The sequence below is a fragment of the Variovorax sp. R-27 genome (genome assembly GCF_049913215.1).
In the GTDB taxonomy this organism is placed as follows: domain Bacteria; phylum Pseudomonadota; class Gammaproteobacteria; order Burkholderiales; family Burkholderiaceae_C; genus Variovorax.
Genome location: NZ_CP183984.1, coordinates 4,419,264 through 4,445,037, shown reverse-complemented (window position 1 = coordinate 4,445,037; position 25,774 = coordinate 4,419,264). Strand labels below are relative to the sequence as shown.

At 66.0% G+C, this 25,774-nt stretch carries 26 protein-coding genes; 17 read left to right on the top strand and 9 right to left on the bottom strand.

What is annotated here, in order from left to right; all coding sequences use genetic code 11:
* The 3 genes from ACN9MV_RS20855 to ACN9MV_RS20845 all read left to right on the top strand — a co-directional run bounded on the left by ACN9MV_RS20855 (window position 1) and on the right by ACN9MV_RS20845 (window position 1,987).
* Window positions 1-1,143, top strand: a complete 1,143-nt coding sequence (locus ACN9MV_RS20855) for a JmjC domain-containing protein (protein WP_093050926.1) — start codon at window positions 1-3, stop codon at window positions 1,141-1,143.
* Window positions 1,133-1,639, top strand: coding sequence for a hypothetical protein (locus ACN9MV_RS20850; RefSeq protein WP_426389279.1), 507 nt, complete (start codon window positions 1,133-1,135; stop codon window positions 1,637-1,639). Before ACN9MV_RS20855 ends, ACN9MV_RS20850 begins: the two co-directional genes overlap by 11 nt.
* Before the next feature lie 93 nt (window positions 1,640-1,732).
* Window positions 1,733-1,987 carry a hypothetical protein gene (locus ACN9MV_RS20845; protein WP_093050920.1) on the top strand — a complete coding sequence of 85 codons (255 nt, stop codon included), beginning with the start codon at window positions 1,733-1,735 and terminating at the stop codon, window positions 1,985-1,987.
* Window positions 1,988-2,060: 73 nt separating this feature from the next.
* Here the strand turns inward: ACN9MV_RS20845 and ACN9MV_RS20840 are convergent, their stop codons facing one another.
* The 6 genes from ACN9MV_RS20840 to ACN9MV_RS20815 form a co-directional block, all read right to left on the bottom strand.
* A complete protein-coding gene (locus tag ACN9MV_RS20840) occupies window positions 2,061-2,837 on the bottom strand; it encodes an MBL fold metallo-hydrolase (protein WP_097198777.1) in 777 nt (258 codons plus the stop codon).
* A gap of 5 nt (window positions 2,838-2,842) precedes the next feature.
* The gene (gene bamC / locus ACN9MV_RS20835) at window positions 2,843-3,922 is read right to left on the bottom strand and encodes an outer membrane protein assembly factor BamC (protein WP_093050915.1); all 1,080 of its coding nucleotides are present in this window, start codon (window positions 3,920-3,922) and stop codon (window positions 2,843-2,845) included.
* Between the two features lie 140 nt (window positions 3,923-4,062).
* A complete protein-coding gene (dapA, locus tag ACN9MV_RS20830) occupies window positions 4,063-4,911 on the bottom strand; it encodes a 4-hydroxy-tetrahydrodipicolinate synthase (protein WP_426393188.1) in 849 nt (282 codons plus the stop codon).
* A gap of 121 nt (window positions 4,912-5,032) precedes the next feature.
* Window positions 5,033-5,602 (bottom strand): class I SAM-dependent methyltransferase, encoded by a 570-nt coding sequence (locus ACN9MV_RS20825; RefSeq protein ID WP_426389277.1) that lies wholly within the window; start codon window positions 5,600-5,602, stop codon window positions 5,033-5,035.
* 13 nt (window positions 5,603-5,615) lie between these two features.
* Window positions 5,616-5,756, bottom strand: coding sequence for a hypothetical protein (locus ACN9MV_RS20820; protein WP_176928714.1), 141 nt, complete (start codon window positions 5,754-5,756; stop codon window positions 5,616-5,618).
* Window positions 5,757-5,780: 24 nt separating this feature from the next.
* Window positions 5,781-7,010, bottom strand: coding sequence for an MFS transporter (locus tag ACN9MV_RS20815; RefSeq protein WP_426389275.1), 1,230 nt, complete (start codon window positions 7,008-7,010; stop codon window positions 5,781-5,783).
* A gap of 179 nt (window positions 7,011-7,189) precedes the next feature.
* Between ACN9MV_RS20815 and ACN9MV_RS20810 the strand changes: the two genes are divergently transcribed.
* From ACN9MV_RS20810 to ACN9MV_RS20780, 7 genes are all read left to right on the top strand, one after another.
* Entirely contained in the window at window positions 7,190-7,645 is a 456-nt protein-coding gene (locus tag ACN9MV_RS20810; protein WP_426389274.1) for a DUF2846 domain-containing protein, read from the top strand.
* 90 nt (window positions 7,646-7,735) lie between these two features.
* The gene (locus ACN9MV_RS20805; protein WP_093050902.1) at window positions 7,736-9,733 is read left to right on the top strand and encodes a DNA topoisomerase IV subunit B; all 1,998 of its coding nucleotides are present in this window, start codon (window positions 7,736-7,738) and stop codon (window positions 9,731-9,733) included.
* A gap of 14 nt (window positions 9,734-9,747) precedes the next feature.
* The gene (locus ACN9MV_RS20800) at window positions 9,748-10,656 is read left to right on the top strand and encodes a lytic transglycosylase domain-containing protein (protein WP_426389273.1); all 909 of its coding nucleotides are present in this window, start codon (window positions 9,748-9,750) and stop codon (window positions 10,654-10,656) included.
* 14 nt (window positions 10,657-10,670) lie between these two features.
* Window positions 10,671-11,792, top strand: coding sequence for a Kelch repeat-containing protein (locus ACN9MV_RS20795; protein ID WP_426389272.1), 1,122 nt, complete (start codon window positions 10,671-10,673; stop codon window positions 11,790-11,792).
* A gap of 55 nt (window positions 11,793-11,847) precedes the next feature.
* A complete protein-coding gene (gene parC / locus ACN9MV_RS20790; RefSeq protein ID WP_426389271.1) occupies window positions 11,848-14,256 on the top strand; it encodes a DNA topoisomerase IV subunit A in 2,409 nt (802 codons plus the stop codon).
* Window positions 14,256-14,447, top strand: a complete 192-nt coding sequence (locus ACN9MV_RS20785; protein WP_093050889.1) for a hypothetical protein — start codon at window positions 14,256-14,258, stop codon at window positions 14,445-14,447. The genes parC and ACN9MV_RS20785 overlap by 1 nt, the downstream gene beginning before the upstream one ends.
* Window positions 14,448-14,494: 47 nt before the next feature.
* Window positions 14,495-15,016 (top strand): hypothetical protein, encoded by a 522-nt coding sequence (locus tag ACN9MV_RS20780; protein ID WP_093080078.1) that lies wholly within the window; start codon window positions 14,495-14,497, stop codon window positions 15,014-15,016.
* Here ACN9MV_RS20780 and ACN9MV_RS20775 read toward each other — a convergent pair.
* Window positions 15,013-16,134 carry an MBL fold metallo-hydrolase gene (locus ACN9MV_RS20775; RefSeq protein WP_093050883.1) on the bottom strand — a complete coding sequence of 374 codons (1,122 nt, stop codon included), beginning with the start codon at window positions 16,132-16,134 and terminating at the stop codon, window positions 15,013-15,015. The two genes, ACN9MV_RS20780 and ACN9MV_RS20775, sit on opposite strands and share 4 nt — an antisense overlap.
* 220 nt (window positions 16,135-16,354) lie before the next feature.
* Between ACN9MV_RS20775 and ACN9MV_RS20770 the strand changes: the two genes are divergently transcribed.
* Window positions 16,355-17,947 (top strand): esterase/lipase family protein, encoded by a 1,593-nt coding sequence (locus ACN9MV_RS20770; RefSeq protein WP_426389270.1) that lies wholly within the window; start codon window positions 16,355-16,357, stop codon window positions 17,945-17,947.
* Window positions 17,948-18,009: 62 nt separating this feature from the next.
* Complete coding sequence (locus ACN9MV_RS20765) at window positions 18,010-18,546, top strand: cysteine hydrolase family protein (protein WP_354338146.1); 537 nt, start codon at window positions 18,010-18,012, stop codon at window positions 18,544-18,546.
* An 80-nt stretch (window positions 18,547-18,626) separates the two neighbouring features.
* On the opposite strand, the gene ACN9MV_RS20760 is transcribed toward ACN9MV_RS20765, so the two are convergent.
* Window positions 18,627-19,109, bottom strand: coding sequence for a MarR family winged helix-turn-helix transcriptional regulator (locus ACN9MV_RS20760; protein ID WP_177142362.1), 483 nt, complete (start codon window positions 19,107-19,109; stop codon window positions 18,627-18,629).
* 307 nt (window positions 19,110-19,416) lie between these two features.
* Between ACN9MV_RS20760 and ACN9MV_RS20755 the strand changes: the two genes are divergently transcribed.
* Together ACN9MV_RS20755 and ACN9MV_RS20750 are read left to right on the top strand one after the other, a co-directional pair.
* Complete coding sequence (locus ACN9MV_RS20755; protein ID WP_426393187.1) at window positions 19,417-21,060, top strand: tannase/feruloyl esterase family alpha/beta hydrolase; 1,644 nt, start codon at window positions 19,417-19,419, stop codon at window positions 21,058-21,060.
* A 305-nt stretch (window positions 21,061-21,365) separates the two neighbouring features.
* The gene (locus tag ACN9MV_RS20750) at window positions 21,366-21,707 is read left to right on the top strand and encodes a hypothetical protein (protein ID WP_256216928.1); all 342 of its coding nucleotides are present in this window, start codon (window positions 21,366-21,368) and stop codon (window positions 21,705-21,707) included.
* Between the two features lie 21 nt (window positions 21,708-21,728).
* Here the strand turns inward: ACN9MV_RS20750 and ACN9MV_RS20745 are convergent, their stop codons facing one another.
* Window positions 21,729-23,417, bottom strand: coding sequence for a hypothetical protein (locus ACN9MV_RS20745; protein WP_426389268.1), 1,689 nt, complete (start codon window positions 23,415-23,417; stop codon window positions 21,729-21,731).
* A gap of 144 nt (window positions 23,418-23,561) precedes the next feature.
* Between ACN9MV_RS20745 and ACN9MV_RS20740 the strand changes: the two genes are divergently transcribed.
* From ACN9MV_RS20740 to ACN9MV_RS20730, 3 genes are all read left to right on the top strand, one after another.
* Complete coding sequence (locus ACN9MV_RS20740; protein WP_426389267.1) at window positions 23,562-24,233, top strand: amino acid ABC transporter permease; 672 nt, start codon at window positions 23,562-23,564, stop codon at window positions 24,231-24,233.
* Between the two features lie 24 nt (window positions 24,234-24,257).
* On the top strand, window positions 24,258-24,911 hold the full coding sequence (locus ACN9MV_RS20735; protein ID WP_426389266.1) for an amino acid ABC transporter permease: 654 nt from the start codon (window positions 24,258-24,260) through the stop codon (window positions 24,909-24,911).
* 61 nt (window positions 24,912-24,972) lie between these two features.
* Window positions 24,973-25,770, top strand: coding sequence for a transporter substrate-binding domain-containing protein (locus tag ACN9MV_RS20730; RefSeq protein WP_093050866.1), 798 nt, complete (start codon window positions 24,973-24,975; stop codon window positions 25,768-25,770).
* Window positions 25,771-25,774 lie beyond the last annotated feature (4 nt).

The window sequence follows — 25,774 nt, the reverse complement described above, 5'->3', positions numbered from 1 at the left end:
ATGGAGATTAACCAACCGCTGCCGTTGCTCGGCGGCCTGAGCGCCGCGCAGTTCATGCGGCGGTACTGGCAGAAAAAACCTTTGCTCGTCCGCCAGGCGATACCCGCGATGGTGCCACCGATCGAGCGTACTGAGCTGTTCGCCCTGGCCGAGCGTGAGGACGTCGAATCGCGCTTGATCCGCCACGGCAAGGCTGGCTGGTCGCTCAAGCATGGGCCGCTGGCCCGGCGCGCCCTGCCGCCGTTGAAGCAGCCGGCCTGGACGCTGCTGGTGCAGGGCGTCGACCTGCATCACGAGGGCGTGCACGAACTGTTGCGGCAGTTTCGCTTTCTACCTGACGCCCGCCTCGACGACCTGATGATCAGCTACGCGAGCGACACCGGCGGCGTGGGCGCGCATTTCGACAGCTACGACGTTTTCTTGCTGCAGGCACAGGGACGCCGCCGCTGGTCCATCGGCAAGCAGAGCGACCTGCGCCTGCAGCCGGGCGTGCCGCTCAAGATTCTCGAGAACTTCGAGCCTGAGCAGACCTTCGTGCTCGAGCCCGGCGACATGTTGTATCTGCCTCCGCGCTATGCCCACGACGGCGTGGCCGTGGGCGACGATTGCATGACTTGCTCCATCGGCCTGCGTTCGTCGGCCCTGGGTGAGCTCGGCGCGGACCTGCTGGCGCGCATGGCGCAGGCCTATGCAGAAGATCTGGAAGATGCCGGGCCGGCGGAGCTGGCGCGCTACCGCGATCCGGCACAGCCCGCGGTCGATGCGCCAGCCGCAATGCCTGCCGCGCTCCAGGGCTTCGCGCGCAAGGCCATCGAGGCCGCACTGCGCGACCCTGACGCCGTCGATCGCGCGCTGGGCGAGTCACTCACCGAGCCCAAGGCCAACGTCTGGTTCGGCGAAGGCGGCGAGGCGCCCGATGCGATGCAGCACGTGGCGCTCGACCGCCGCACGCGCATGCTCTACGACACGCGGCACATCTACATCAACGGCGAGAGCTTTCGCGCAGGCGGTGCCGACGCGACGCTGATGCGCCGTCTGGCCGACCAGCGCGCGCTCGGCGCACGCGAGCTGGCCCGTGCGAGCGAAGGCGCACTCGCGTTGCTGGGCGAGTGGTGCGAAGCAGGGTGGCTTCATGCCGAATGACGACGCGCCCAGCCTATCGTTGCCCGAAGGGCGCTTCGATGGCCGCGAGGCCTTCGATGCGCTCCTGCGCGGCGCGCTGTCGGCCGCGGCGCAGCAGGGCTGGAAAGAGATCGTCTTCAGCGACCCCGACTTCGCCGACTGGCCCCTGGGCGAGCGCGCGACCATCGAAGCGCTGCAGGCCTGGTCGGCCAGCGGCCGCCGCCTGATGTTGCTCGCGCAGCGCTTCGATGTTCTCGAGCGCGGCCACGCGCGCTTCGTGCCGTGGCGCCGCATGTGGGATCACATCATCGAATGCCGCGCCACCGGCAAAGCCGCGGGTTCCGAAGTGCCGAGCGCCATCTGGACGCCCACGTGGTTCGTGCACCGCATCGACCCCGAGCGCAGCAGGGGCGTGAGCGGTGACGACGCGCGTGCGCGCCGTGCGTTGCGCGAGGCCATCGACGAGTGCTGGCGCCTTGCGCGGCCCGCCTTTCCTGCATCGACACTCGGCTTGTAAGCCAATGCCGCGAATGCGGCCGCGAGACATATTCGGGCGGGTATGCAGGTCTAGAATTTTTTCGTCCAGACCTTCATTGCCAAAGGAGATTCCATGAAGAAGTCATCGTCCGTCCTGATTGCCTCGCTGATTGCCGCTGCCGCGCTCGTCGCCTGCGGAAAGAAGGAGGATGCAGCGCCGGCTGTCGTGACGCCGCCTCCTGCGCCCGTGACCGAACCTGCGCCCGCTCCGGCCCCTGCGCCTGCCACCGATCCCGCCGCAGCGCCTGCACCCGGTGCTTCGTCTGCACTCGATGCCGCGAACGCAGCTACCGAGGCCGCGAAGAAGAATGAAGCGCCGAAGCAATAAGCAAGGTATCCGCCATGCAAAAAGCCGCCATGAGGCGGCTTTTTTTCTTAGGAGAGAGTGAGGGCGCTTCGGCTCACACGTCGAGCCAGGGCGAGCCCTCTGATGCGGTGGCGGTAAGCATCTCGGCTTCATCACCGCCGAGCGCTTCGGCCATCAGGCGCCGCACGATCTCGGGCCGATTGTTCTGCTCGCTCAAGTGCGCCGCGACCACATGGCGCAGGCCGTCGTGCAGCACCGCGCGTGCGATCTCGGCCGCGGCCGTGTTCGACAAGTGCCCGTAGTTGCCGCCGACTCGGTGCTTGAGAAAAGGCGGATAAGCCGAGTTGGCCAGCAGATCGCTGTCGTGGTTGAACTCCAGCAACAGCGCATGCACACCGCTCAGGCGGGCCAGCACGTGGGCCGTGGCGTGGCCCAGATCGGTCAGCACGCCCAGCGTGCGGTTGCCGTCGGTGCAGCGCAGCTGCAGCGGTTCGCGCGCATCGTGGGGAACGGTGAAGGGCTGCACGCAGATGTCGCCGACCGCAAACTCCGCATCGTCGCGCGCCAGGTTCAGCAGGCCCTCGAAATCGCGGCCGCCGGTGGCGAGCCAGGTGCCTTCGCTCATCCAGACTGGAATTCGGTTGCGCCGCGACAGCGAATGGGCGCAGCCGATGTGGTCGCCGTGCTCATGGGTCACGAAGACCGCATCGATGTCGCCGGCGGCAAGGCCCGCCTGGGCCAACCGCAGATCGAGCTGCTTGATGCCGAAGCCGCAGTCGATCAGGAGGCGGGAGGTGCGGCCGCCGCTGGTCGCTTCGACCAGCGCAGCGTTGCCCGTGCTGCCGCTGCCGAGACTTCGGAAGCGGAGCATTCGGGTTACTTCAGGTCGTCGGCGATGACCTTGACGATGCGCTCGGCATTCGCCGAGGTTTCGGGCGCACCGGTTTCGTTGAGCACCGACACCGTGGTGGCTTCGCCCTGGCCCTTGACCGAGATGCGGAACTTGAGCGGCGCTTCGGTCTTGCTCGAGCCGCTGAACAGCTTGCCGAAGAAGCCGGGCTCCTTCTTGTCGGGATCGGGCGTCACGTAGCGCACGTAGTACAGGCCGGCGCTGCGATCGCGGTCTTCCACGGTGAAGCCGGTGCGGTCGAGCGCGAGGCCGACGCGGCGCCATGCGCGGTCGAAGCCTTCGCTGATCTGCACGACCGGCTGGTTGCCGACCTTGGCGATGGTGGCGGTCTTGGTCGGCGCGGTGGTAGCGGCCAGGATCTTCGACTGCTCTTGCGAGACGCCGAGCTTGACCATCAGGCGGCGCAGGAATTCGGTCTCGAGTTCAGGATCGCTGGGGCGGGGCTGCCACACGGTCTGGTCCTGGCGCGAGTTGTTGTAGACCTCTTGCATGCCGCGGTGGCTGATGAAGATCTCGGTACCGGTCGGCGTGCGCTCCAGGCGGGTGCGGAAGCGGTCGAGTTCGCCGGTCGAGTAGACCGAATCGACCAGCTTGCCCAGCGTGCCGCGGATGATGTCCTGCGGCAGCTTGGCGCGGTTCTCGGCCCAGTCGGTTTCCATGATGCCCAGGTTGCGCTGGTCGGTGGTCAGCAGGAAGCCGCTTTCCTGCCAGAAGTCTTTCACCGGGTCCCAGAGCTGGTCAGGCGTGCGGTTGACGATGATCCAGCGCTGCGTGCCCGAGCGCTCCATGCGCACGTCGCCGATGTTGCTCACGGCGGTGGGGATGCCGGGGGCGTTGGCGATGCCGGCCTGGTAGGCATTGGCAGTCACGGCGCCGCCGGGAATGGCATAGCGGTTGTCGCGCGAGAGTTGGGAGAGATCGGGTGGGACTTCGAGCGTCGGGGCCTTGCCTGCGCTCTTGTAGTCGATCTTGTCGCTCTCGAGGACGGAGCAGGCGGCGAGGCTGGCAACGAGGGCCAGCAGTGCAAGTCGCGAAAGGTTCTTCAACGTCGTCTTCCTTGTTGGAATGGTTCGGTCTATCTATGGGCCGCAGTGCCCGCCATCTCAGAGCACGGTTCGGGCAAAAGGTTGCTTAACCTTGCTGCGACCAGGGAAAAGGCAGTTCCGGAATGTAGGGGGAGGGGTGCTCAGCCCTTCAGCAGGCCGGTGGCGCGCAGGGCGCCTTCGACTGCGGGGCGGCTCGCTTCGCCGAGTTCGGTGAGCGGCAGGCGCAGCGCGCCGCCGCAAAGGCCGAGCCGGGCCATGGCCCACTTCAGCGGAATCGGATTGGGCTCGACGAAGAGGTTGCGGTGCAGCGGCATGAGCTCGAACTGGATCTGCATGGCGCGCTTGACGTCGCCTGCCAGCGCCGCCACGCACAGCTCGTGCATCTTGCGCGGCGCAATGTTGGCCGTGACGCTGATGTTGCCCTGGCCGCCGCAGAGCATGAGCGCGACCGCGGTCGGGTCGTCGCCGGAGTAGACGGCAAAGTTCTTCGGCAGGTCGCGAATGAGCCACTGGGCCCGCTCGATGTTGCCGGTGGCTTCCTTGATGCCGATGATGCCGGGCACCTGCGCCAGGCGCAGCACGGTGTCGTGCGCCATATCGGCAACGGTACGGCCGGGCACGTTGTAAAGCACGATGGGCAGGTCGCCCACGGCCTCGGCAATGGCCTTGAAGTGCTGGTACTGGCCCTCTTGCGTGGGCTTGTTGTAGTACGGCACGACCTGGAGCTGCGAATCGGCGCCCACGCCCTTGGCGAACTTGGCGAGCTCGATGGCTTCCTTGGTCGAATTCGCGCCGCAGCCGGCCATCACGGGCACGCGGCCCTTGGCCTGCTCGACCGAGACACGGATGATTTCGCAGTGCTCTTCGACATCGACCGTCGGCGATTCGCCGGTGGTGCCGACCACGCCAAGGCAGTCGGTGCCTTCTTCGATGTGCCAGTCGATGAGCCGCCGCAGGGCGGGGTAGTCGACACTGCCGTCGTCGTGCATCGGCGTGACGAGCGCGACGATGCTGCCTGTCAGTTGCTCCAAGGGGGAATCTCTTTGTCGGTGGACGAAAGCGCCGATTCTACTTACTCCGGCGCCCTGCAAGACAGCCGCCCCGGCCCCCTCAGTTTCCCTTAAGGAGGTGGCGGGCGGGCTGGCCGGCGTCGGGTGCGGCCGGGCGTATGGCTGCGATTCGCTGCACGAAGCGCGCCGGTTCAGGGATGAAGCCGTCTTCGTAGGCCACCACCCGCAGGCCGGCGCAGGCTGCCAGCAACTCGCCGGGCTGCAGCAGGAAGTCGGGGCGCGAGGGCTTGCCGACGGTCTCGTTGCCCGCGGCGAAGGTTTCGTAGAGCAGCATGCCGCCCGGCGCCACAGCGTCCACGATGTCGGCCATGCGCGGGCGCCAGAGGTAGTTGGTGACGACGACAGCGCCGAAGGCCTGGCCGGTGAAGGGCCAGGGGCCGGATTCGATGTCCGCCTCGACGGTGCGGCCGAAGGCGCCGGCCGCCTCGACGGCTTCGGGCGAGCGGTCGACACCGGTGACCGGGTGCCCGCGGCCCGCGAACCACTGCATGTGCCGCCCGGCGCCGCAGGCCACGTCGAGCACCGTGGCGCCAGGCGCAAGCAGGTGCGACCAGCGGACGATCCATTCGGAAGGCGCGGACAGGCCGTGCATGGGTGCTACGTCTTTCATGACCGGCCCGGCCTCAGAAGCAGGACCAGATCTGATCGACCAGCGTCACCAGAAAGTCCGGGTGAACGTAAAGCGCGAACACGCCGCCCAGCACAGCCAGCGCGGCGGCCAGCCAGCCCGCGTGGATGATGTGGTGGCGCATTTGCGGAGTCATGGCCCTGGTTTATACGCAATCCCGTCAGCCTGCGGCACCGGCCGGCTGCGGCGACGAGCGCGCAATGGCGCTTTCCTTCACCGGCAGGTTGATCAGCGCCGCGAACACGCCCAGCGCGATCGCGATGTACCAGACGATGTCGTAGCTACCGGTGGTGTCGTACAGGTAGCCACCGAGCCACACGCCCAGGAACGAGCCGACCTGGTGGCTCAGGAACACGAAGCCGCTGAGCATCGACAGATGTGCCACGCCGAAGATGCCCGCCACGATCGCATTGGTCGCAGGCACGGTGGACAGCCACAGGAAGCCCATTGCCGCCGAGAACACATACACGCTGAGCGGCGAGATTGGCGCCATCAGGAACAGCGCGATCGACACGGCCCGTGCGAAGTAGATCGCCGCGAGGATCTTGCGCTTGGCCAGCTTCTGCCCCAGCAGCCCCACCGTATACGTGCCGAACACGTTGAACAGCCCGATCAGCGCCAGCGCGTAGCCAGCCACCTCGGCCGGCAGCGCGCGGTCGCGCAGGTAGGTCGGCATGTGGATGCCGATGAACGCCAGCTGGAAGCCGCAGACGAAGTAGCCCGCCATCAGCAGCCCGAAGCTCGGGTAGCGGAAAGCTTCGCCCACCGCCTGCAGCACCGACTGTTCGCGGTGCCCGGCCAGCGCTGCCGTCTTCGGTTCGCGCAGGCCGAAGGCCAGCGGGATGATCACCAGCACCAGCACAGCCACAACGGCCAGCGCTGTCTGCCAGCCCAGGTGGCCGATCAGCCGCCCCTCGATGGGCGCCATCAGGAACTGGCCGAACGAGCCGGCCGCCGCCGCCACGCCCATGGCCCACGATCGCCGCTCGGCCGGAATCTGCCGCCCGATCACGCCGTAGATCACCGCATAGGTCGAACCTGCCTGCGCCGCGCCAATCAGTACGCCCGCACTCAGTGTGAAGAGCAGCGGCGTAGGCGAATGCGCCATGCCGAACAGCCCCAGCGCATAGAACACCGAGCCTCCGATCAACACCCGGAACGCGCCGAACCTGTCGGCCAGCATGCCCGCGAACACGCCGAAGATGCCCCACGAGAGGTTCTGGATGGCCAGCGCGAACGAGAAGGTCTGCCGGCTCCAGTCCTGCGCCTGCGTGATCGGCTGCAGCCAGAGCCCGAAGCCGTGGCGGATGCCCATCGAGAGCGTGACGATCATTGCCCCGCAGAACAGGACTTGCTTGACCGAGAGAGCAGGGGCGGCGGGGGATTGCATGACTTCGAATGTAACGATTCGCCTGCTTTGGCAGGTGGCACGGCGGCCAAAGCCATTGATGATTTATCGGGGCGGTTTTGATGCAATCGGCGCATCAAGCTGACGCGGGCCTCGTAAATCCATGTTTGTAATTCGTTACATTCATCTGCAGTGCTTTTTCCTCACGAGGAATTCAAACAATGAAAAGAACCGCCCTGAAGCTTGCCGTACTCACGGTGATGACTATCGCGATTGCGGGCTGCGCCGTTACCGGCACCAAATATCAGGACATGTCCGGCACCATTCCCAAGGTGAAGCCCGGCGAAGGCCGCATCTTTTTCTTCCGCGCTGCAACCCCCTACGGCTCGGCATTGCAGCCGCTCATTCGCCTCGACAAGGTGGTGGTGGGAGCTTCGAAGTCCGGCGGCTTCTTCTATGTCGACCATCCCGCCGGCACCTACCAGGCCGCGACCATGAGCGACCTGAGGAAGACGCTCGGCATTTCCCTCGAAGCCGGCGAAACGAAGTACGTGCGCATGTCGCCGTCGTTCGGCCTGGTGACCGGGAGCATCGTTCTGGACATGGAGCCGGCTGAAAAGGCCAGGCCCGAGCTTGCCTCGCTGGCTTACACCGGTCAGGTCATCATCGACAAGTAGGCCCGGCCATCATGCAAACCTCCGGCTGCGGCCGGAGGCCCCTGTATGGGTATCCAGTCATTTGGCGGCGACTGACTACAATCCGCCCCCATGGCGACTCCCCCCAAGACTCCCCCCAATTCACCGTCCGCATCCTCCGGCTACTCGGAAGGCTCCATCCGCGTGCTCAAGGGCCTCGAGCCCGTCAAGCAGCGCCCGGGCATGTACACCCGCACCGACAACCCGCTGCACATCATCCAGGAAGTGCTCGACAACGCGGCCGACGAGGCGCTCGCGGGCTACGGCAAGAAGATCAAGGTCACCCTGCACACCGACGGCTCGGTCAGCGTCGAAGACGACGGCCGGGGCATTCCCTTCGGCCTGCACCCTGAAGAAAAGGCCCCCGTGATCGAACTCGTGTACACCCGGCTGCATGCGGGCGGCAAGTTCGACAAGGGCTCGGGCGGCGCCTACAGCTTCTCGGGCGGCCTGCACGGAGTGGGCGTGTCGGTGACCAATGCGCTGTCGAAGCGGCTCGAAGTCACCTCGCACCGGGAAGGCTCGGCCGCCAAGCTGGCCTTCAGTGCCGGCGATGTGATCGAGGCGCTCGAAATCCGCAAGCTCGAAGCGGGCGAGCGCAAGCAGGGCACCACCGTGCGCGCCTGGCCCGACGCCAAGTACTTCGAAACCGCCGTGCTGCCCATGGGCGAGCTCACGCACCTGCTGCGCAGCAAGGCCGTGCTGATGCCCGGCGTGAGCGTCACGCTCACGAACGAGAAAACCAAGGAAACACAGCAGTGGCTCTACAAGGGCGGCCTGAGCGACTACCTGATGCAGACGCTCAACGGCGACCCCGTCATCCCGCTGTTCGAAGGCAGCGGCCATGCCGACAAGAACGCCGACAACTTCGCCGAAGGCGAGGGCGCCGACTGGTGCGTGGCCTTCACCGAAGACGGCCAGCCAGTGCGCGAGAGCTACGTCAACCTGATTCCCACCAGCGCCGGCGGCACGCACGAAAGCGGCCTGCGCGACGGCCTCTTCACCGCGGTGAAGGGCTTCATCGAACTGCACTCGCTGCTGCCCAAGGGCGTGAAGCTGCTGCCCGAAGACGTGTTTGCGCGCGCTTCGTACGTGCTGAGCGCCAAGGTGCTCGATCCGCAGTTCCAGGGCCAGATCAAGGAACGCCTGAACTCGCGCGATGCCGTGCGCCTGGTGTCGAGCTTCGTGCGTCCCGCGCTCGAGCTATGGCTCAACCAGCATGTCGACTACGGCAAGAAGCTGGCTGAGTTGGCCATCAAGGCCGCGCAGACGCGCCAGCGCGCCGGCCAGAAGGTCGAGAAGCGCAAGGGCTCCGGCGTGGCCGTGCTGCCCGGCAAGCTCACTGATTGCGAGAGCAAGGACATCAGCCACAACGAAGTCTTCCTGGTCGAGGGCGACTCCGCCGGCGGCAGCGCCAAGATGGGCCGCGACAAGGAAAGCCAGGCGATCCTGCCCCTGCGCGGCAAGGTGCTCAACACCTGGGAAGTGGAGCGCGACCGGCTGTTCGCCAACACCGAAATCCACGACATCTCGGTCGCCGTAGGGGTCGATCCGCACGGCCCCAACGACACGCCCGACATGAGCGGCCTGCGCTACGGCAAGGTCTGCATCCTGAGCGATGCCGACGTGGACGGCTCGCACATCCAGGTGCTGCTGCTCACGCTGTTCTTCCGTCACTTCCCGAAACTCATCGAAGCCGGCCACGTGTATGTCGCAAAGCCGCCATTGTTCCGGGTCGATGCGCCCGCGCGCGGCAAGAAGCCGGCCTCCAAGGTCTATGCGCTGGACGAGGGCGAACTGACCGCCACGCTCGACAAATTGCGTAAAGATGGCGTGCGCGAAGGCGCCTGGAGCATCAGCCGCTTCAAGGGCCTGGGCGAAATGAGCGCGGAACAATTGTGGGAAACCACGCTCAATCCTGACACCCGGCGCCTGATGCAGGTCCAATTGGGCCGGTTCGACTTCACGTCCACCCAGGGCGAGATCACCAAGCTCATGGGCAAGGGCGAAGCGGCAGCCCGGCGCGAACTCATGGAGTTGCGCGCCGACGATGTCGACATCGATGTTTGATTCCTCCACCACGCATGTCAGTTTTCAAGCGCTTGTTGCTATTGGCCTTCCTGCTGTGTACGCAGCAGGGGCTGGCGCACGCCGCTGACATCTACGGCTACATCGACAGCAAGGGCATCGCGCACTTCGCTTCCGAAAAGATCGACGAGCGCTACCAGATCTTCTTTCGCGGCGGCCAGAGCTTCGACACGGCGCAAGGCATTTCTCCGCTGGGCCGTGGTGGCCGCAAGCTCGACGGCAAGGTGTCGCCTGCCTCGCAGAGCCTGCTCGCCATGTTCGAGGCATCGCCTGGCTACAAGACCGCCAAGACGGCGCTGCGCGACGCATCGAACAAGCATTCGATCGACTACGAACTGCTGCAGGCGCTCATCGCGACTGAGTCGGGCTTCGACGCGCAGGCCGTCTCGCCCAAGGGTGCCATGGGCCTCATGCAGCTGATGCCCGCGACGGCTCAGCGCTACGGCGTGTCGGCGGACAAGCGCAATACCATCGAGAAAAAGCTGTTCGACCCGCGCATCAACATCGCTGCCGGCTCGCGCTACCTCGGCGACCTGATCGCGATGTTCCCGGGCCAGATCGAGCTGGCGCTGGCCGCCTACAACGCGGGCGAGGGCGCGGTGCAGCGCGCGGGCAACAAGATCCCGAACTACAAGGAAACGCAGAACTACGTGCAGACCGTGCTGCAGCTGTATGCGTACCTGAAGCCGTCCGTGGCAGCGGGCGGTAGTGGCGGTGGTGCCGTGCGTGGTGGCAAGACGCCGGGCCGCATCCGCATGGAGCTGACGGTGCCGCAGGGCGGGGCCATCGGCCGCGGCAACATGCCGTCCGACGCGCCGCGCAACATGCCGACCATGCCAGACATTCCCGAGCCTTCGGCGGTGCCGACCGGCGCGGCCGATGCGCCCGGCGCGCCGCTGTCCTGATGAGGGAGCCCGTCATGCACCGTCGAAGCTTCGTCCTCGCGACCGCTGCCGGCATGGTGGCAGGCACTGCGCGTGCACAGCATCCGGCCACGCATGACACGCTGCCCGCAGTGCCTTCGTCGGCCGAGCCCTATGCCAAGCTGCAGGGCGGCGTGCCGCACCACATGACGCCCGACCAGGAGGCGCAGCGCTTCACCGAGAGCACCGCGCCGCCCGGCCCGCAAGGCCGCTGGGAGCCGCGCGCGGCCTTGCCGATTCCGCGCAGCGAGATGGCCTGGGCTACCGCCGCGATGGGGCGCATGCATGTGGTCGGCGGATATGGCGAGGGCAAGGTCAACCGCGACTACCACCACATCTACGACCCGAAGGCCGACCGCTGGCTCGACGGCGCGCCCCTGCCGCGCGGCGCTAACCATGTCGCGGTGACGGCCGAGGGTGGCCGCGTCTATGCGCTCGGCGGTTTCGTCGAGCAGAACCGCCGCTCCGACACGAACGCCTACGTCTACGACATTGCCGCCAACCGCTGGACTGCCATCGCGCCGCTGCCGCGACCGCGCGGCGCGGCGGCTGCAGTAATGCTCGACGGCGCGCTGCACCTGATCGGCGGAGCGTCGGAGCCTGCTGCCGAACGCGCGAGCGTCAGCTGGCACGAGGTCTACGACCCCAAGGCCGATCGCTGGTCCACCGCCAAGCCGCTGCCCGGCGCGCGCGACCACGTCGGCTGCGTGTCGAACGGCGGCCAGATCCACGTGATCGGCGGGCGCTTCAACACCTTCGAATACATCACCGACCTGCACCACGTCTACCTGCCCGCACGCGACACCTGGGAGCTGCGCTCGCCGCTGCCTACCGCGCGCTCGGGCCATGGCCTCGTGGTGTATCGAGGCCGCTTCTTCGCCATGGGCGGGGAGGGCGGCATTCTCGTCAGCGGCGTACCGCGCCAGGCCAAGGTGTTCGGCCAGATGGAAAGCTACAACCCCGTGGACGACACCTGGCAACGCCACGCTCCCATGGCCACGCCGCGCCACGCCGTGGGCGCGGCCGTCATCGGCGACTGGATCTACGTCGCGGGCGGCGGCGCGGTGCTCGGCGGCGCCGTGCAGTCCGCGGTGCACGAGGCATTCACACTGGGCTGATCACGACTACCCTCGCGCACGGCCCGCAGCAACTGTTTTTCTCACCTTCTCTTTCATGGATTCCCAACCTCCGCTCGATCTCCAGGGTCCTACCGACGGCGACACGACCCTGACCCTCGCCGACTACGCCCAGACTGCCTACCTCGAATACGCGCTCAGCGTGGTCAAGGGCCGCGCGCTGCCCGATGTGTCCGACGGCCAGAAGCCGGTGCAGCGCCGCATCCTGTACTCGATGTCGCGCATGGGCCTGGGCTTCGGCGGCACCAACGGCACTGTGGGCGCCAAGCCCGTGAAGAGCGCGCGCGTGGTCGGCGACGTGCTCGGCCGCTTCCACCCGCACAGCGACCAGGCCGCGTACGACGCGCTGGTGCGCATGGCGCAGGATTTTTCGCAGCGCTATCCGCTGGTCGATGGCCAGGGCAACTTCGGCAGCCGCGATGGCGACGGTGCCGCGGCCATGCGCTACACCGAAGCTCGCCTGGCGCGCATCACCAGCCTGCTGCTCGACGAGATCGACGAAGGCACGGTCGACTTCATTCCCAACTACGACGGCAGCACCGAGGAGCCGCGCCTGCTGCCCGCGCGGCTGCCCTTCACGCTACTCAACGGCGCGAGCGGCATTGCCGTGGGCCTGGCCACCGAAATCCCGAGCCACAACCTGCGCGAGATCGCCGACGCCTGCGTGGCGCTGATCAAGTCGAACGGCAAGCTCAGCGAAGAAGAGCTCTTCGCCATCGTGCCCGGCCCCGACTACCCGGGCGGCGCGCAGATCATCAGCAGCGCGAGCGACATCGCCGACGCCTATCGCACCGGCCGCGGCTCGCTCAAGGTGCGCGCGCGCTGGAAGATCGAAGAGTTGGCGCGCGGGCAATGGCAACTCGTGGTCAACGAGCTGCCGCCGGGCGTCAGCACGCAGAAGGTGCTCGAGGAAATCGAGGAAATCACCAACCCGAAGGTCAAGACCGGCAAGAAGGCCCTCTCCGCCGAGCAGACCCAGTTGAAGGCCGCGATGCTGTCGGTGCTCGACGTGGTGCGCGACGAGTCCAGCAAGGACGCCGCCGTGCGCCTGGTGTTCGAGCCCAAGACCTCGCGCATCAGCCAGGACGACTTCATCACCACGCTGCTCGCGCAGACCTCGCTCGAAACCTCGTCGCCGATCAACCTCACGATGGTCGGCATCGACGGCAAGCCCACGCAGAAGTCGCTGCGCCAGATGCTCAACGAGTGGATCGCGTTCCGCGAGATCACCGTCGAGAAGCGTTCGCGGTTCCGGCTCAGCAAGGTGATGGACCGCATCCACATCCTCGAAGGCCGGCAGCTGGTGCTGCTGAACATCGACGAGGTGATCGCGATCATCCGCGCGGCGGAAGACCCGAAGGCGGCGCTCATCGCGCGCTTCAATCTCAGCGAAGTGCAGGCGGAGGACATCCTCGAAATCCGGTTGCGCCAGCTTGCGCGGCTCGAAGCCATCAAGATCGAGCAGCAGCTCAAGGAACTGCGCGAGGACCAGAAGAAGCTCGAGGACATCCTCGGCAGCCCGGCCGCGCTGCGCCGCCTGCTGGTGAAGGAAATCGAGTCCGACGCCAAGACTTTTGAAGACGCGCGCCGCACGCTGATCCAGGCCGAGAAGCGCGCAGTGGCCGAAGTGAAGGTGGTCGACGAGCCCGTCACCGTCATCGTGTCGCAGAAGGGCTGGGTTCGTGCACAGAAGGGCTGGGCCAGCGAGAAGGCCGCGGGCAACGGCGCGAATGGAGAAAAGGGCGCAACGCCCGAATACAGCTTCAAGTCGGGCGACTCGCTCTACGGCGCCTTCGAGTGCCGCAGCGTCGACACGCTGCTGGTGTTCGGCAGCGCCAAGGACAAGAGCGTGCGCGTCTACACCGTGCCCGTGGCCTCGCTGCCCGGCGCACGTGGTGACGGCCAGCCCGTCACCACGCTCATCGAGCTCGATGCTGGCACGCACGTCACGCATTTCTTCGCGGGCCCGGTGGGCGCCAGCGTGCTGCTGGCCAACACCGGCGGCTACGGCTTCATCGCCTCGGTCGAGAACATGATGTCGCGCCAGCGCGGCGGCAAGGCCTTCATCGACGTGGGCGAGGGCGAGCAGCTGTGCCGTCCGTCGCTGGTGGGTGGCGCAAGTGGCGCCGAGCCGATGCTCCCGGCCACGCATGTGGCCTGCGCCTCGACCGGCGGCCGCATCCTGACCTTCGACATCACCGAGCTCAAGAGCCTGCCGAAGGGCGGCCGTGGCCTCACGCTGATCGACCTCGAGGCCAAGGACACCCTGGCCGGAGCCGCTGCCTACACGCGCAGCGTGAAGATCGAAGGCATCGGCCGCGGCGCCAAGGAGCGCGAAGAAACGCTGGAAATCCGCACCCTCAACAACGCGCGCGGCACCCGCGCGCGCAAGGGCAAGGCGGCCGACCTGGGCTTCAAGCCGACGAGCATCGTGCGGGTGCTGTGATGGGTGGCATCGACATCAGCGTCATCGGGATCTTCATTGCCGTGGTCACGGGCCTCGGCAGCTACGTGCTGGGCCGCCGCATGCGCGAGAAGCGGGCGGCGAAGAAGCGCGAGAAGAACCGCATTGCGTCGCAGGCCAACGAGACGCGCCAGGTGCGGCGCGCGCGGGAGCGCAAGGAGCGCGGCGAGTAAACATGGCCGCTTGCGCTTGGAGTCGAACAGCAGGAGGAGAGAGCGTTATGGCAGTAGCTGAGGGACTGCTCGGTTGCGTTCGCTATATCGCGTTCGCAGGCGCAGCGGCTGTGTTGTCGGGGTGTGCGAGCGTCGAATACAAGGACGCGACGGGCGACAGGACTGCAAGGCTGCGTGTTGTCCAGAATGCGTCGGCCCGGGTGATCTCTTACTCCTTCGCGGTGCGCGAGAGTTGCCGCAGGGAGGGCCCCAAGGGCGGCGTGCTCTTCAACGAGCGATCGGAGTCCAGGAGGGTGGGCATGGCGCCTCGTCTGAGTACCGACTTCATGAGCTCTGAGCGGATCATTCCGGCGGACGTTGAAGTGGTGCTGCTGGCTGGCGGCAGCACCGTGTGGTCGAATTGCGTGGGAACCGTTCGCTTCGTCCCTCGCAGCGGCGAACAGTACGAAGCGATTTTTCTCTGGCCTGCATCGGCGCCTCGCTGCACCATTCAGTTGCGCAGGATTGTTCTGGCCGGAAACGGCGAGGTTTCACGTATCGAGGAGCCCAGCGCCTCGCGTTGCGACTAGCGCAACCCTTGCCACCACCGCGTGTTGGTCCGCGCCTGCCCCACCGTCACCACTTCGCCGATCACTGGCGTCGCCAGCTCGATCTTCTTCGCCTCCGCCAGGTCAGCGATGCGGTCCAGCGGGTCGTGCCAGGTGTGGAACGCCAGGTCGAAGGTGCTGTTGTGCACCGAGAAGAACACCTTGCCGCGCAGGTCTTCGAAGGCCTGCACGCTCTGCTCGGGCGTCATGTGCACGGCGGGCCACATGGTGTCGTAGGCGCCGTTTTCCATCAGCGCGATGTCGAAGCCGCCGAAGCGCTCGCCGATCTGCTTGAAGCCCGGGAAGTAGCCCGAGTCGCCGCTGTAGAAGAGGCGCTGGTCGCCGCTTTGCACCACCCATGAGGCCCACAGCGTACGGTCGCGGTCGTTCAGCGTGCGGCCCGAGAAGTGCTGGGCGGGCGTGGCGGTGAGCTTCACGCCGTCGTGTTCGCCGCCTTGCCACCAGTCGAGCTCTGTCACGCGCTCGGCCGGCACGCCCATCACTATCAGCCGCGCACGCACGCCCAGCGGCACGAAGTAGCGCTGCACGCTCTTCGAGAGGTATTCGATGGTTGCCACGTCGAGGTGGTCGTAGTGGTCATGCGAGAGGATCACGCCTTCGATGGGTGGCAGTTGTTCGAGCGTGATCGGCGGCTGGTGAAAGCGCTTCGGCCCGGCCCATTGCACGGGTGACGCGCGTTCGCTGAACACGGGGTCGATCAGCCAGTATTTGCCGCGCAGCTTCAGCAGATGCGACGAATGGCCGAGGCGCACCACGTGGTTGGCTTTGACGTCGAGCGAATCGAGCGCACCGCGGTCCAGCGCCTTCACCGGAATTGCATCGACCGGGACGGTGTCGACCTTGCTGCCCACGATGAAGCGCGACCAGATGCGCCATGCGCTGGCTTGGGCGGGCAGGTCGGGGTTGGCCATGTTGTGGAAGCCGCCGTCCTTGAATTGCGGCGAGCTGTCATAGCGCGTCTCGCCGCTGCCGGCGGCACTGCAGCCCGCGACGAGGGCGCAGCCGGCCGCGGCCAGCACGGTGCCCCGGCGCAGCAGTTGGGGCAGGTAGGAGCCCTGGGAGCCCGAATCGTCAGCCATGAGAAAGCCCTCTGGATCTTTGTTTGCAGGATGGCGCGAGAGTAGCCACGGCGAACATTTCAATGGTTTCAGCGGTAGAAACATTTAGGGCGCGGGGGTATATCGGTCTCCCCTGCGCGAATGTCCCCCGGCCTTCCTATGCCATGAGCCGTATGGCGGGCCCCTGCCAGGTTCGGCACACTGGAAAGCTTCATCGACTTTCGACGAGGCGGCAGATTCCATGAGCAGCAATCGCTATCCCATCATCTACGTGCGCGGCTATGCCATGACCGAGTCCGAGCGGGACGAAACCGCGGCCGATCCGTTCTGCGGCTTCAACATCGGCTCCACGGTGTATCGCGCCACCGTCAAGAAGGAAGCGCCGGCGCAGAAGTTCGTTTTTGAATCGCCCATGGTGCGCCTGCTGGCCGACTTCCAGTACCAGAGCGTCTACCAGAACGGCCTGGACATCCTCGACCCCGACTGGAAGCCCTCGCCGGACGAGAACGGCCGGGACGTCGACGGCATCCCCTCGGCCTCGGTCATCATCTACCGCTACTACGACTCGGGCTCCGAGTTGCTGGGCGACGGCCAGGCCAAGGACGTCAAGGTGTATGCGCAGGGCCTGAGCCAGCTGATATTGCGCGTGCGCGAGCTCGTGGCGCTGCGCGAGGGGCCGGGCTATTCGCCCGCCGACTTCCGCTGCTACCTCGTCGCGCATTCGATGGGCGGCCTGGTGGTGCGAGCCTTCCTGCAGAACGCCGCACTCGGTGATGCGGCCGCGCGTGCCTGCGTCGACAAGGTGTTCACCTATGCCACGCCGCACAACGGCATCGACATGGGCGGCATCAACGTGCCGGCCTGGCTCACGGTGAACGAGATGAACACCTTCAACCGCGAGAAGATGTCCGAGTTCCTGGCCACGCAGCCGATCAACGGCCGCATGGACTACCTGCCGGCCACGGCCTTTCCGGCCGAGCGCTTCTTCTGCATGGTCGGCACCAATCGCGGCGACTACGAAAGCGCCAAGGGCCTGTCGCGCATGTTCGCGGGCCACGGCAGCGACGGGCTCGTGCGCATCGAGAACGCCTCGCTCTGGTCCACCGATGCCGCAGGCAAGACGCAGCCGGTGGCCACCGCCTTCACCTACCGGTCGCACTCCGGCTTCTTCGGCATCGTCAATTCCGAGGAGGCCTACCAGAATCTCACGCGCTTCCTGTTCGGCGACGTGCGGGTCGACCTGTGGTTCGACATAGACGGCGTCACCTTGCCGCCCGACCTGCCTGCCGGTGCCGACGTCGATGCGCTCTACCAGGTCGAGTTGCTCGCCGCGCCGCGCGGCAAGCGCTGGTACCTGAGCCGGCGCGTGGCCGAAGAAGACTCGCCCGCCTGCCGCACGCACAAGGAACTGACCGACCCGGCCAAGGCCGACCGCCGCTCCATTTACCTCTCGACCGTGTTCCTTGCCAACAAGGCCCGCGTGAAGCAGGACCGCCCGACGCTGGCCTATGCCATGACGCTGGGCGTGCGCGTGCCCGACTACCAGGTCAACAACAAGTTCTGGCTCGACGGCCACTACGAGGGCAGCTCGCTGTTCCGCGACACGCTGATCATCGAGATCGCGCCGCCCCAGCCCGACGACGCGGCTCAGAACTGGAACGTCAAGTACGGCTGGCAGACCGACACGGCCGGGCGGGCCTCGCTGCCGATGAGCCCGAAGCAGCTGGCCGGCGGCAAGCTGCAGTTCGTGGTGCCGCTGTCCAGCCTTGGTGCGGCGCCCGCCGCACCGGGCATCAGCGGCAAGGTGCGGCTGGAGGTGAGCGCCTGGCAGTAGGGCGCAGGTCAGGCAGCGTGGGGCACAATCGCGCCGGTCAAGAACCCGCCGATTCCGGACCCATGAAAACTGCCGTTCTCGTCATCGACGTCCAGCGTGGCCTTTGCGACGATCCGCCGCGTCCCCATCAGGCCCACGAGGTGATGCAGCGCATCAACGCGCTCACCGAACGCGCCCGCGCGGCCGGCGTGCCGGTGGCCTTCATCCAGCACGAGAATGCGGTCGACCTCGAATTCGACTCCGAGCGCTGGCAGCTCGCCGGCGCGCTCAACACCGACTCGCGCGACGCGCGCATCCGCAAGACCACGCCCGACTCCTTCCTTCGCACGCCGCTGGAAGCCTGGCTCTCCGGGCACGGCGTGAAGCGCGTGGTGGTCTGCGGCTATTCGTCGGAGTTCTGCGTCGACACGACAGTGCGCCGCGCTGCCGCCCTCGGCTACCACGTGGTGCTCGCGGCCGATGCGCACACTTCGCACGACAAGCCGCACGCCACGGGCGCGAAGATCCGCGAGCATCACAACGCCACGCTGTCGGACATCACGAGCTTCGGCGTGCCGATCCGCGCCGTGGCCAGCGCGGAAGTCGCCTTCGGCGACTGAACGCAGCCTGCACGAACCGCGCGCGGCACGGGCGTGCGCCCGCAGGCGAAAGAGCCTGCATCGAATGGATGCCTGAATGCTCACACCCTGCGTGACACGGCAACCTTGTGCAGGAGCTCGATCAAGATCAATTGCTCGCCCTTGGAGAGGTTGCCGAGCACATGCTGCTCGCCTTCGATCACCAACCGTGTAGCGCTGCTGGCAAGCGTTGCGCCGGTCGGGGTGGTGCGAAGGTACTGGGCCCTTCGATCCGTTGCGTGCGGGGTGCGGCGGATCAACTCTCGCCTCTCGAGCCGTTCGAGCCATGCCGCGATGTTGGGCGCCGTGACCGCGAGTGCCTTTGCCAGGCGGGCGGCCGACACGTCGGGATTTTCGTGAATCAGGCACAGCACCGTGAACTCGACGGGGCGAAGGTCGAAAGGTGTGCCTACTCGCTCGGCGAACACTGCGTCGGTGACGATCGTCGCCTGCGCGAGCTGATAGCCGAGCACGTGATGCAGGGACGCTTCGACCAGCCGGCCGGCTGGTGTGGCATCTACCGGATTGCTTCTGTTCTTGGGCATTCCGGGCATTGTCGTTCTGCCTCCAAGTGATTCACTACCTGATCTAACTGGCTCAGGGGATCGCCGTGGGAGTGCAAACTGCTTAATGGAAAACCATAACTGGTTATCTTTGATAGTTAAGTAGATTAACTATAGGCGCTGCATCCAGGCGTCGAAGGAGACATTCTTGAAGACCCCCGCATCCCTGATCTTTGTCGCTTCATTGCTGACCGCCTGCGGCGGAGGAAATGGTGGTGGCGGCTTCGTCGGCTCGTTCCCGGCGACCGGCACATCGACGAGCGCCCCGCCGGCCGGCAACGGCAATCCCGTGACTCCTCCCGACAATCCGCTGCCGCCTGTCGAGACACTGCCGGTGCTCGGCGCGGCCACCGGCGCGGCACTCATCGATTGCGCCTCGCTTGCCGGCTTCACCTTTGCCAACACGACGATCACTGCAGCCAATGCGATTGCCGCCGGCACCCTGAGCGTAGCCGGCAAGCCGGTGGGGGCGCATTGCCAGGTGCGCGGATCGATGTATCAGCGCACAAGCCCGGTCGACGGCCAGAGCTATGCGATCGGCTTCGAGATGCGCTTACCGGTGAACTGGAACGGGCGGTATTTCTATCAGGCCAACGGGGGGCTCGACGGCAGCGTCGGCACAGCCACCGGGCCGGTGGGCGGAGGCGGCGTTCTGGACAACGCCCTGAACAAGGGCTTCGCGGTGATCAGCTCCGACGCGGGGCACCAGGCGCCCACGCCGTTCTTCGGCATCGATCCACAGGCTCGCCTCGACTACGGCTACCAGGCGGTCGGCAAGCTCACGCCGATGGCGAAGGCGTTGATCGCGTCGGCTTATGGAAAGGGCCCCGACCGCTCCTATATCGGCGGCTGCTCCAACGGCGGGCGCCACACCATGGTTGCCATGTCACGCTATGCAGACGACTACGACGGCTTCCTGGTGGGCGACCCCGGCTTCCGGCTTCCCCTTGCGGCCTCCGCAAACATCGTCGGCGCCCAGAACTACAACGCCCTGGCAACCACCCCGGGCGATCCGAGTACGGGCTTCACGCTCGCCGAACGCACCCTGGTCTCCAATGCGGTCCTTGCCAAGTGCGACGCCCTCGATGGCACGACCGACGGCATCGTCCAGGACACCGGCGCATGCCAGGCGGCTTTCTCGCTCGACCGCGACGTTCCCACCTGCAGCGGCTCGCGCGATGGCACATGCCTCTCGGCCGACCAGAAGCTTCGCATTGCGCAACTCTTCGCGGGTGCGCTCGACGGCAGTGGAAAGAAGATCTATGCGAGCTTTCCCTTCGATGCGGGCCTGAACACGACCGGCTGGTCATCGTGGAAGTTCTCGAATTCATTGAACCTCGACTCGGGCGCGGTCGCCTTCGTCTGGCAGGTGCCGCCCGAGAACCCGACCGGCTTCAATGGTCCCAATTTCACGCTCACGGCCAACATCGATTCGATCCTCTCGAAGATCACGTCGACCGACGGGCTCTACACCGAGAACTCGCTTTCGTTCATGACGCCGCCGAACCCTACCGATCTGAGTCGATTGAAGAAGCGCGGCGCCAAGGTCATGGCCTACCATGGAACGAGCGACCCCATCTTCTCGAGCGACGACACGCAGCACTGGTACGACCAGCTGACGGCGGCCAACGGCGGCGATGCATCCAACTTCGCACGCTTCTATCGGGTGCCCGGAATGAACCACTGCTCCGGCGGGCCGACCACCGACCAGTTCGACATGCTCGCACCGCTCGTCAATTGGGTGGAGAAGGGCGAGGCCGCCGATTCCGTCGTCGCTTCGGCGCGCGGTGCGGGCAACGCAGGCGGCGTGAACGGGGATGTTCCCTCCGGCTGGTCGCCCACCCGCAGCCGGCCGCTCTGCGCCTACCCGAAGGTTGCGCGCTACAAGGGCACGGGCGATATCGAGAAGGCCGAGAGTTTCAGCTGCCAATGAAAGGCTTCGCGCCTGGTAGCACTCGGCCGCGAGCGAACTGCGTGGCTATACTGCGCCCGTCACGCCGAATGAGGCGTGATCGGGTTTAGCAGCCCGAAGCAACCTCTGCGACGCAAGCCGCAGTTTCCCCGCAGGACCTGCGGCTTTTTCGTTCGCGCCCCCAGTTTTGGCGGCTCGGATGGGAGGGCTCGCGCCCTGCCGGTTTCTCGCAAGAGGTTGCCCGGTCTGCTAACCCGTCCGAGCTGCCGCCTCGTTTAGCAGCGGGTGTGGCGGTTTTTGCAAATCGCAACCTCTGGAGGTCGTCCGTGACCAAGTCTGCTCGCGTGCTCAAGCACGCGCCGAAAACCGATACCGCCTCAACGCCGAAGTCGGTTCATCCCCATTCAAATGCCGAGTCGGTTGCCCTGCAAGCAGGCGACGACGTCGAGGGCATTCGCCAAGTGCACAGCGCCTACGTATGCCTCGAAAAGCTCGTCGTTCCGATGCAGGTGAATGAGCGCGAGGAGATCTATCCAACCCGATCCGAATTCGGCGCACTGTTCCGCCTGGTCAATGAGGAGCTGCAACGGCGGATCGACGCTGCGGACAGCACGATCGGCTCCTTGCGCGACGCTTTGAGCAAGCAAGTCTGCGAACCTGATCGATGAGTGGCTCGGGGCAAGCGCCGGTCAATCCGCCCCAGGCCGCCACACCCGCGCCAGTGCGGCCATCTTGCCCCTGAATCCCAGCCGGTCGTTCGACAGCGCATCGATGAAGTCCGACAGCCGCTGCGACTTCACCATCGTGTAGATCGTCAGCCACGTCGTCGCGACGAACACCACGCCGAACCACACTGCCTTGCGCCACAGCGGCGCGTCGGCCTCAGCCAGCAGGTTCATGCCCAGGAAGCCGGTGGTGATGGTGCCGATGAGGCCGAACAGCGTGACCACCGTGAGCCGCACGACAGTGCTGGCCTGCCTGCGCAGGCTGTCGGCGTCGAGATACGTGTTCATGTCGGCGATGCGTGCCTTGACTTCGTCGTAGAGTGGGTCGAGCCCGAGGTGCGTGGCGCACATGTGCGAGAGCGCGCGTACCTGCGCCTGCTCTGAAATTTCGTGGAACCAGTAGCGATGCGTGAAGCGCAGGAAGCGCTCAAAGCTCGCGCGGATGGCGCGCTTGAACTGCTTCACGCTCGGCGTGCTGCGGATGTCCAGCCGCTTGAGCGCCTCCACCAACTGATCGGAGAACATCAGCAGCGAGGCTTTCTGGAAATGCGCAATGAGGAACAGCAGGAAGTGCTGATGCCTGAACTGCGCGAGCACGCCGCGGTCGCGGCAGCAGAAGAATTCGGAGTTCGCGTCGCCCACCACGATGAGCGCATGGCCGTTGCACAGGTAGCGCGTGTTGGGCGCTGCGCCCGCGTTCACCCAGAAGCGGTCGTAGCAGTACCTGTGCTCGAAGTCCGCGAGGTGATGCTCGGCGTAGGGCAGGTGGGCGTCGGTGGCGCCTGCGCCGGTGACCAGCGCGAGCCGCACGAAGTCGTCGCGAGTGAGGCGGCGCGGATCGTCCAGCGAGAGATAAGCCATGACCGGCATTCGGTAGTACTCGATCTGCCGGTAGCGCAGCACGCCAGGGTCTTCCGAATGGTCGCTCACCAGCGGTTGCATCAGGTAGGCCCAGTGGGCGGAGATGCGCGGCGCGCGGTGCTGCGCCACGTGCGAGAGAAAGGCCTCGCGCTGCTGCGCGTCGGAGCTCGCGAGCACGTGGCCGTCGGCGGCCAGCCATTCGACGCTGGCCATGCAGTGCAGCGCCGAGCCGTCGGGCTCCCAGCCTGAAGGGTAGGCGCGGCCGAAACGGTAGAGGATGTCTTGCGCCTGCGCGAGGCTCAGGTTGTTCGCACCGACTTCGAGGTTGAGCAGCACCACGTCGATGTCGAAGAAGAAATACAGGTCGCAATGGATCACGTCGAGCGTGACCGGCGCGTCGCCCGGCTGCGCCACCAGGCGCACGGCCGCAATGTCGTGGCGACGGAAGATGCGCATCGGCGAATCGCCGTCGCCGCCCACGCCGTCGCCACGTGAGCGGCCTTCGCCGTACAGGAAGCGCTGCACGTACGGCAGGAAGCTCACGAACTCGTTGTAGTGCCGCTCGTGAAAGCGGCTGCTGTCGCCGGTGTATTCGTCGACCTCTTCGCGCCACGGCGAGGCGTCGCCCATCTCGCGCAGCACGTGCCAGGGCCCGTGATGGTGCGCGGCGTGCGGCGCAGGCATCAGTCGCAAGGGCCACAGCAGCGCCTGGCGGAAATGCTGCACGGTGGGGGCGCCCGTGAGGGGCGTATGTGCCTCTGTGGGCATGGTGGCCGCGGGTGGGTTCAGCATGGGCTTCAGTGTAGGCAGAAGGTGAGACAAAACGACCACCTAGGGGAATCCCTATATGAGCCTGAAACCGGTTTCATATAAGCTGCAAGCCTTGCTTTCGGGGCACGCACGCGCCCACCCGGCGCGCATTCGGGTCCGCCCACCATGAACTACCAGTTTCAATTCGACGCCGTCTTTGCCGCCTGGCCGCTGCTGCTCAAGGGCACGTGGATCACGGTCCAGCTCTCGCTCATTGCCACGGTGCTGGGCCTGGTGGTGGCCATCCTCTGTGCCTGGGGCAAGACCTCGGGGCCGGGCTGGCTGCGCTTTCTGGTCAATGCCTACATCGAGGTGATCCGCAACACGCCGTTCCTCGTGCAGCTGTTCTTTTTCTTCTTCGCGCTGCCGGCCATCGGGCTGCGCTGGTCGCCGCAGACGGCCGCGCTGGTGGCCATGGTGGTGAACCTGGGCGCCTACGCCACGGAAATCATCCGTGCGGGCATCGAGTCGATTCCCAAGGGGCAGATCGAGGCGGGCAGGGCGCTGAACCTCAAGCCTTGGGAAATCTTCCGCTTCGTCATCATCAAGCCCGCGCTGAAGGCCATCTACCCGGCGCTCACGAGCCAGTTCATCTTGCTGATGCTGAGCTCGGCCGTGGTGTCGGTCATCTCGGCCGACGACCTGACCTCGGTGGCCGCCAACCTGCAGTCGCAGACCTTCCGCAGCTTCGAGATCTACATCGTCGTGGCCGCCATCTATCTCGCGCTGGCGCTGGCCTTCTCGGCCATGTTCAAGCTGATCTACAAGCGCACGCTCAACTACCCGGACCGCCGGTAAGAGACGACGGACGGAGACATCAACATGCGCACCTTCGGCTTTCCCGAATTCCTTTTCATCCTCGAAGCGGCCAAGTGGACGCTGGCGCTGTCGGCCATCGCCTTTGTGGGCGGCGCGATCCTGGGGCTCATCATTGCGCTGATGCGCACGTCTGAATCGACGTGGGCGCGGGCCGTATCGACCACCTTTATCCAGATCTTCCAGGGCACGCCGCTGCTGCTGCAGCTGTTCCTGGTGTTCTTCGGCGCGCCGGTGCTGGGGCTGGACATCAACCCGTGGGTTGCCGCCGGCGTAGCGCTCATCCTGAACAGCGCGGCCTTCCTCGGCGAGATTTGGCGCGGCTGCATCGAGGCCATTCCGCGCGGACAGTGGGAGGCGGCCGAGGCGCTGAGCCTGAAATACAGCTCGCGCATGCGCGACGTGATGCTGCCGCAGGCCTTCAAGATCGCGCTGGCGCCCACGGTGGGCTACGTGGTGCAGATCATCAAGGGCACCTCGCTCGCGGCCATCATCGGTTTTGTCGAAGTGACGCGTGCGGGGCAGATCGTCAACAACGCCACTTTCCAGCCGCTCATCGTGTTCTCGGTGGTGGCAGCCATCTACTTTGCCATCTGCTGGCCGCTTTCATTGCTGGCCGCGCGCATGGAGCGCCGCCGGGCCCGCGCTCTCGCGCGCTGACCCTTTTCGTTGTTCTTTTTCTTTCTCGTCGCTTCTTTCCCTTATTCAGGAGACACATCCAATGACCGTCATCACTTCCCGCCGCGCAGCGCTCGCAGCCCTCGGCCTCGGCGCCGCCCTCACCGTGTTCGCACCCTTCGCCTCGGCGCAGACCGTGGCCGACATCAAGAAGAAGGGCGAGATCACCATCGGCATGCTGGTCGACTTTCCGCCCTACGGCACCACCGACGCGAAGAACCAGCCCGACGGCTACGACGCCGACGTGGCCAAGCTGCTGGCCAAGGACTGGGGCGTCAAGGCCAACATCGTGCCGGTGACCGGCCCGAACCGCATTCCCTTCCTGCTGACCAACAAGGTCGACCTGCTGGTGGCTTCGCTGGCCGTGACGCCCGAGCGCGCGAAGCAGGTGCAGTTCTCGCAGCCCTACGCAGCCGCCACCATCGTGCTGTACGGTGCGACCAAGACCTCCATCAAGGCGGCAGGCGACCTGAAGGGCCTGCGCGTGGGCGTGGCTCGCGCTTCGACGCAAGACGTGGCCGTGACCAAGGCCGCACCGGAAGGCACCGAAATCCGCCGCTTCGACGACGACGCTTCTGCCATGCAGGCGCTGATCTCGGGCCAGGTCGATGCCATCGGCTGCTCGGTGACCGTGGCAGCGCAGATCGCCAAGCGCGTACCCGCCAACACCTTCGAAAACAAGTTCACGCTGGTGCAGCAGTCGATGGGCATTGCGATGCGCCCGGGCCAGGAAGAGCTGCACAAGGCGGTGAACGAATTCGTGCAGAAGAACACTGCCAACGGCGAGCTCAACAAGCTGTATCAGAAGTGGCTGCAGGCCGACCTGCCCAAGATGCAATAAGCAA

Coding starts and splice junctions, on each gene's coding strand:
- ACN9MV_RS20855 (WP_093050926.1), top strand. CDS start 1: ATGGAGATTAACCAACCGCTGCCGTTGCTCGGCGGCCTGAGCGCCGCG.
- ACN9MV_RS20850 (WP_426389279.1), top strand. CDS start 1,133: ATGCCGAATGACGACGCGCCCAGCCTATCGTTGCCCGAAGGGCGCTTC.
- ACN9MV_RS20845 (WP_093050920.1), top strand. CDS start 1,733: ATGAAGAAGTCATCGTCCGTCCTGATTGCCTCGCTGATTGCCGCTGCC.
- ACN9MV_RS20840 (WP_097198777.1), bottom strand. CDS start 2,837: ATGCTCCGCTTCCGAAGTCTCGGCAGCGGCAGCACGGGCAACGCTGCG.
- dapA (WP_426393188.1), bottom strand. CDS start 4,911: ATGCACGACGACGGCAGTGTCGACTACCCCGCCCTGCGGCGGCTCATC.
- ACN9MV_RS20825 (WP_426389277.1), bottom strand. CDS start 5,602: ATGAAAGACGTAGCACCCATGCACGGCCTGTCCGCGCCTTCCGAATGG.
- ACN9MV_RS20820 (WP_176928714.1), bottom strand. CDS start 5,756: ATGACTCCGCAAATGCGCCACCACATCATCCACGCGGGCTGGCTGGCC.
- ACN9MV_RS20815 (WP_426389275.1), bottom strand. CDS start 7,010: ATGCAATCCCCCGCCGCCCCTGCTCTCTCGGTCAAGCAAGTCCTGTTC.
- ACN9MV_RS20810 (WP_426389274.1), top strand. CDS start 7,190: ATGAAAAGAACCGCCCTGAAGCTTGCCGTACTCACGGTGATGACTATC.
- ACN9MV_RS20805 (WP_093050902.1), top strand. CDS start 7,736: ATGGCGACTCCCCCCAAGACTCCCCCCAATTCACCGTCCGCATCCTCC.
- ACN9MV_RS20800 (WP_426389273.1), top strand. CDS start 9,748: ATGTCAGTTTTCAAGCGCTTGTTGCTATTGGCCTTCCTGCTGTGTACG.
- ACN9MV_RS20795 (WP_426389272.1), top strand. CDS start 10,671: ATGCACCGTCGAAGCTTCGTCCTCGCGACCGCTGCCGGCATGGTGGCA.
- parC (WP_426389271.1), top strand. CDS start 11,848: ATGGATTCCCAACCTCCGCTCGATCTCCAGGGTCCTACCGACGGCGAC.
- ACN9MV_RS20785 (WP_093050889.1), top strand. CDS start 14,256: ATGGGTGGCATCGACATCAGCGTCATCGGGATCTTCATTGCCGTGGTC.
- ACN9MV_RS20780 (WP_093080078.1), top strand. CDS start 14,495: ATGGCAGTAGCTGAGGGACTGCTCGGTTGCGTTCGCTATATCGCGTTC.
- ACN9MV_RS20775 (WP_093050883.1), bottom strand. CDS start 16,134: ATGGCTGACGATTCGGGCTCCCAGGGCTCCTACCTGCCCCAACTGCTG.
- ACN9MV_RS20770 (WP_426389270.1), top strand. CDS start 16,355: ATGAGCAGCAATCGCTATCCCATCATCTACGTGCGCGGCTATGCCATG.
- ACN9MV_RS20765 (WP_354338146.1), top strand. CDS start 18,010: ATGAAAACTGCCGTTCTCGTCATCGACGTCCAGCGTGGCCTTTGCGAC.
- ACN9MV_RS20760 (WP_177142362.1), bottom strand. CDS start 19,109: ATGCCCAAGAACAGAAGCAATCCGGTAGATGCCACACCAGCCGGCCGG.
- ACN9MV_RS20745 (WP_426389268.1), bottom strand. CDS start 23,417: ATGCTGAACCCACCCGCGGCCACCATGCCCACAGAGGCACATACGCCC.
- ACN9MV_RS20740 (WP_426389267.1), top strand. CDS start 23,562: ATGAACTACCAGTTTCAATTCGACGCCGTCTTTGCCGCCTGGCCGCTG.
- ACN9MV_RS20735 (WP_426389266.1), top strand. CDS start 24,258: ATGCGCACCTTCGGCTTTCCCGAATTCCTTTTCATCCTCGAAGCGGCC.
- ACN9MV_RS20730 (WP_093050866.1), top strand. CDS start 24,973: ATGACCGTCATCACTTCCCGCCGCGCAGCGCTCGCAGCCCTCGGCCTC.